Here is a 4552-nt window from a genome sequence, read left to right on the forward strand (position 1 = left end):
AACAGGGAACAGGGAACAGGGAACAGGGAACAGGGAACAGGGAGCAGGGAACAGGCAACAGGCAACAGGCAACAGGGAACAGGGAACAGGGAACAGGGAACAGGCAACAGGGAGCTGGGAACAGGCAACAGGCAACAGGCAACAGGGAAGAAGAAAAAAATGTATCATCTAAATATAATAGTTCATATATTCTATCCTTTTAAGGAACATCTCAATTCTCACAACTGATTCGGTGATTGCTATATCAGCAGTCAGCTATTCCTACGGAATGCACTCGCATTCAGCAATTAGTAATTGTTCATTACTTCTGAGGTTTAGGAAGGGGAGTTTGACAGTAACTTTTATTCTGTCTCAATTTATCAATTATTTTTACCGAAAAATCGTGGGTATGCGCCTCCCCTTTTAAGGGGATAAAAAAAAATAATTCCGTACTTCAAGCCTCTTGCTTTCCTAGGTCATGCTCCGCAAACAGCTAGAGGTACTGATAACTGATAACTGATAACTGATAACTGAAATGACCTTCCTCAAAATTAATAGCTGTTAACGTAGTTCCTCCGTAGGAGGCTAGCTAATAGCTGACGGCTGAATGCTTACCTAATAAATGGCAAGTAAAATCAACTATTCATTAAGGATATAATGTAAGCATTTCCTACGGAATGCTGCGCAAACAGCTATTAGTAGTCAGCTTGAGCGCAACAATACTCTCTCCGTATAGGACAGTGTTTAAATTAAAAAAAGACTTTAAGGGCAAGGGAGGAAACTTTTGTAGTAAAACAATTAAATATTGCTTTTATCCTAAACTAAAAGCAATAGCTGATAGCTGATAACGTAGTTCCGACCATAGGAGGCTGGCTGACGGCTGAATGCTTACGATGTAATTTAGCCGATTTTGCGATTGAGTATCAATAAATTTACCTAAAAATCAACTCGCAGCGATTATTCCTAAATTGACTATGAATAACAGAATTTTTTTTCGATTTGAAGAAGGAGTCAGAATCAATTAGTGGTATTCGTACCCGCCATTAATTGAGTATTAGCAAATCATCAAACTTGCTTGGTGGGGACCTTAAATCCATTTATTCATCTTCCAGTTGTACATAATTGAATTCTGACTCCTGTAAGGGCGATTTCCTACGAATGCTCCGAAAATACGTTTACGAAGTATTCAGGAACAGAAATCCCCCCTACTGATTCCTGAATTCTTCCTTCATAAATTATGGAATTAATTGTTGAATTCGTGCCAAAGGAATTTCTACGAATTCAGGACGATAAGTAAGTTCATAATCAAGTTCATAAACAACTTTTTCTAAGAGATAAACGTCTAAAAGTACCTGTATTTCTTCTTCAGTTTTAGGCAAGAATGAACCTGACATTGTATTGTTGAGGTAAGCTTTTAAAAAAGATATGCTTACCCAGCTATACCAAAATGTAGACCAGTGTTCCATGGCAAGCAAATTTTCAGGACGAATCATTCCATTTTTAATTTCTTCCCGGAGAGCAACATTAGCTGCATAATAAAATGACTCTAACATTATTGCTATATCTCTAAGTAATGAACGCTTCATGCGACGTTCATTTAAAGGTCGAACAGCTTCCCCTTCAAAGTTAACAACTACAAAATCTTTTCCTGTAAATAAAACGTTCTCTAAATGATAATCTCCATGGCAACGAGTACGCATTGCAGTAATTTTTCTTTCTACCACGGAACCTAAATGTCTCATAATTTGCTCCTGGCGATTAATCACATTTTTTGCTAACTGTTGTTTATCTTGTGAAAATCCTGATAAGTGTTTTTTCAGCTTTAATAAAATTATTCCTGTCTGGTTTCTCATGTACTGGTAAACCGACCTTTGATAAAAAGGTGTAAACTGTTCGGGAGCAAAATTTGGATTCTCTAAATCAGAGGCTAAAGCACTATGAATATCTGCTGTAACTTTACCTAAATTTTCAGCTACATTGATATAAGAACCAATTACGTCGTAGACTGATTCGGTAATCTCAATATTTAAACTATTACTAACAGTAATCTGAGGAATTTCTAGCTCATTGACAGATGTATTTTCTACCATTATTCTGTCAAAATAATCCCTCAGAACACCAGATGTATAAGACCAACCGTCCCTTGCTTCTGGAATAAATTCTTCTAATATACCAATGGTCATTAAGTTAGTTCCCTGTTGGTGATATTCCAGATATCCTGCTGTTTGAGAAATATTTCCTGCAATTTCTGAATTTTGAGACCGAGATTTCTCTGTCAAGAATTTGCCAACTTCTAAGTCTGGATTAATACCAACTTCTAGTTTTCGTAATAACTTAAATATTAATCCTGTACCGAAATTAATCAGGGTTTTATCATGTTTTTCTGAGGAAATATGAGGATTAATATTTCCTGTATTTGTCTGCATTATCTCTGCTAATACATCGGTATATTTTCCTCTAAGAATACCTTTATTTCCGTGATATTTTTGGTTTTGGGCGATGGCATCAAAAGGCATATCTAAAAAATCTCTATCTCCCAGCACATCAAACAAAATTCCAGGCTTTTCTTGCTGCTGTATTTGCAATTCTGCAATAATCTGTTCCCTGGAAACTTGAGGAGTTATTTCTGTGGGAATTAAATAGCTCAAACCAATCAAATATGTTTCTGTAGGCCCCTCTGTATAATGAAATTCTAAAAATATTAAAGCAGTTTCTTTTTGTTGATAGTTAATAGGAATAACTTCTGTAATATTCGTAGATTGAATAACCTTATTTTTACCTCCAAACCAAGGGAAGCTACTCAAATAATTAGGTAAAATTGACTCTAATCTACCCTTGATTTCTGCCTGAGAAAATATATCTTTCCAATTACCTGCTACGGTCAAAACAGGAAGTTTACTCAGAGGTTTTGGAGTCTCAATATAAGTTTGTTGTGGTTGTAAAGTCAACCAGTAAAAAGCATAAGGACTTAGACTAAAAAAGTATGGATATTCTTTGATAGCTGGAAACTTAGTTCTACCAAAAATTTCTACAGGAACCATACCATTAAAAGCTGATAAATCTAACTCTACTATTTGCACGAAACGAGAGAGATTAGCAACTACTAAAATATGCTGACCAGAATATGTACGAGTAAAAGCCAAGACCTTCCTATTTTCAGGGTGCAACAATTCAAAGGAACCCCGTCCAAAAGCTTGAAAACGTTCCCTCGTAGAAATCAAACGCTTCATCCACCACCACAAAGAATTAGAATTAGCCTGTTGAGCCTCCACATTAATTGTTTCGTAGTGATATTCAGGGTCTACAATAATAGGAGCATATAGTTTTTGTGGATTTGTACGACTAAAACCAGCATTCCGGTCTGCAGTCCATTGCATCGGAGTCCGCACACCATTGCGATCGCCCAAATAAATATTATCTCCCATACCTATTTCATCGCCGTAATACAAAACCGGAGTCCCAGGTAAAGACAACAATAAACTATTCAGCAACTCTATTTGCCGGCGGTCATTTCCCAATAGAGGTGCTAAACGGCGACGAATACCCAAATTAATTCTAGCCTGCGGGTCTTGAGCATAAGCCTTATACATATAATCTCGGTCTTCATCGCTGACCATTTCCAGAGTCAACTCATCATGGTTACGCAAAAACAAAGCCCATTGACAGTTATTAGGGATAGAAGGGGTTTGCTTGAGAATATCGGAGATTGGAAAATTATCCTCCATCCGCAAAGCCATAAATAAACGAGGCATCAAAGGGAAATGAAAATTCATGTGACATTCATCTCCGGCCCCATAATATTTAGCTGCATCTTCAGGCCACTGATTAGCCTCTGCTAATAACATTCGATTAGGATATTTAGAATCTATGTGCGCCCGTAATTTTTTGAGAAAGACGTGGGTTCCTGGCAGGTTTTCGCAGTTAGTACCCTCTTCAACACAAAGATAAGGAACTGCATCAAGGCGCATTCCATCAACCCCCATACTCAACCAAAAATCTGCCACTTCTAAAACAGCATCTTGTACCGCAGGGTTTTCGTAGTTGAGGTCTGGTTGATGATAGAAAAAGCGATGCCAATAGTAAGCTTGAGCTACAGAATCCCATGCCCAGTTAGAATTTTCAAAGTCTTGGAAAATAATCCGCACTTCTGGGTATTTATCAGCACTGTCGCTCCAAACATAAAAGTCTCTTTCTACACTACCTTTGGGAGCGCGACGTGCCCTTTGGAACCAAGGGTGTTTTTCGGAGGTATGGTTGACTACAAGTTCGATAATGACCCGAATTCCTCTGTCATGGGCAGCATCTAGAAGTTGTTGAAAATCTTCTATGTTGCCGTAGATTGAGTTAATACTTCTATAGTCAGCAATGTCATAACCATCGTCTCTGAGGGGAGAGGGGAAAAATGGTAGTGTCCAGATTGCTGTTACTCCCAGGTCTTGCAAATAGTCTAGTTTTTCTGTAAGTCCCCGGAGGTCTCCAATACCGTCACCGTTACTATCAGCGAAGGCTCGAACTGGTACTTCGTAAATTATGGCGTCTTTGAACCAGAGTGGGTCGTTTTTTAGCATGGGGT

Annotated in this window: 2 protein-coding genes; one reads left to right on the forward strand and one right to left on the reverse strand. The window is 38.1% G+C overall.

The window, feature by feature from the left end; translation table 11 throughout:
- Positions 1–203: hypothetical protein (locus AC3DU7_RS26140; protein WP_488042203.1), on the forward strand; the 203-nt coding region annotated here is incomplete at its 5' end.
- A gap of 1011 nt (positions 204–1214) precedes the next feature.
- Here AC3DU7_RS26140 and treS read toward each other — a convergent pair.
- Positions 1215–4547 carry a maltose alpha-D-glucosyltransferase gene (treS, locus tag AC3DU7_RS26145; protein ID WP_488042204.1) on the reverse strand — a complete coding sequence of 1111 codons (3333 nt, stop codon included), beginning with the start codon at positions 4545–4547 and terminating at the stop codon, positions 1215–1217.
- Positions 4548–4552 lie beyond the last annotated feature (5 nt).

It is taken from the genome of Okeania sp. (genome assembly GCF_983059655.1).

Excerpts from the sequence above, each read along its gene's own strand:
- treS (WP_488042204.1), bottom strand. The coding sequence starts at position 4,547 with ATGCTAAAAAACGACCCACTCTGGTTCAAAGACGCCATAATTTACGAA.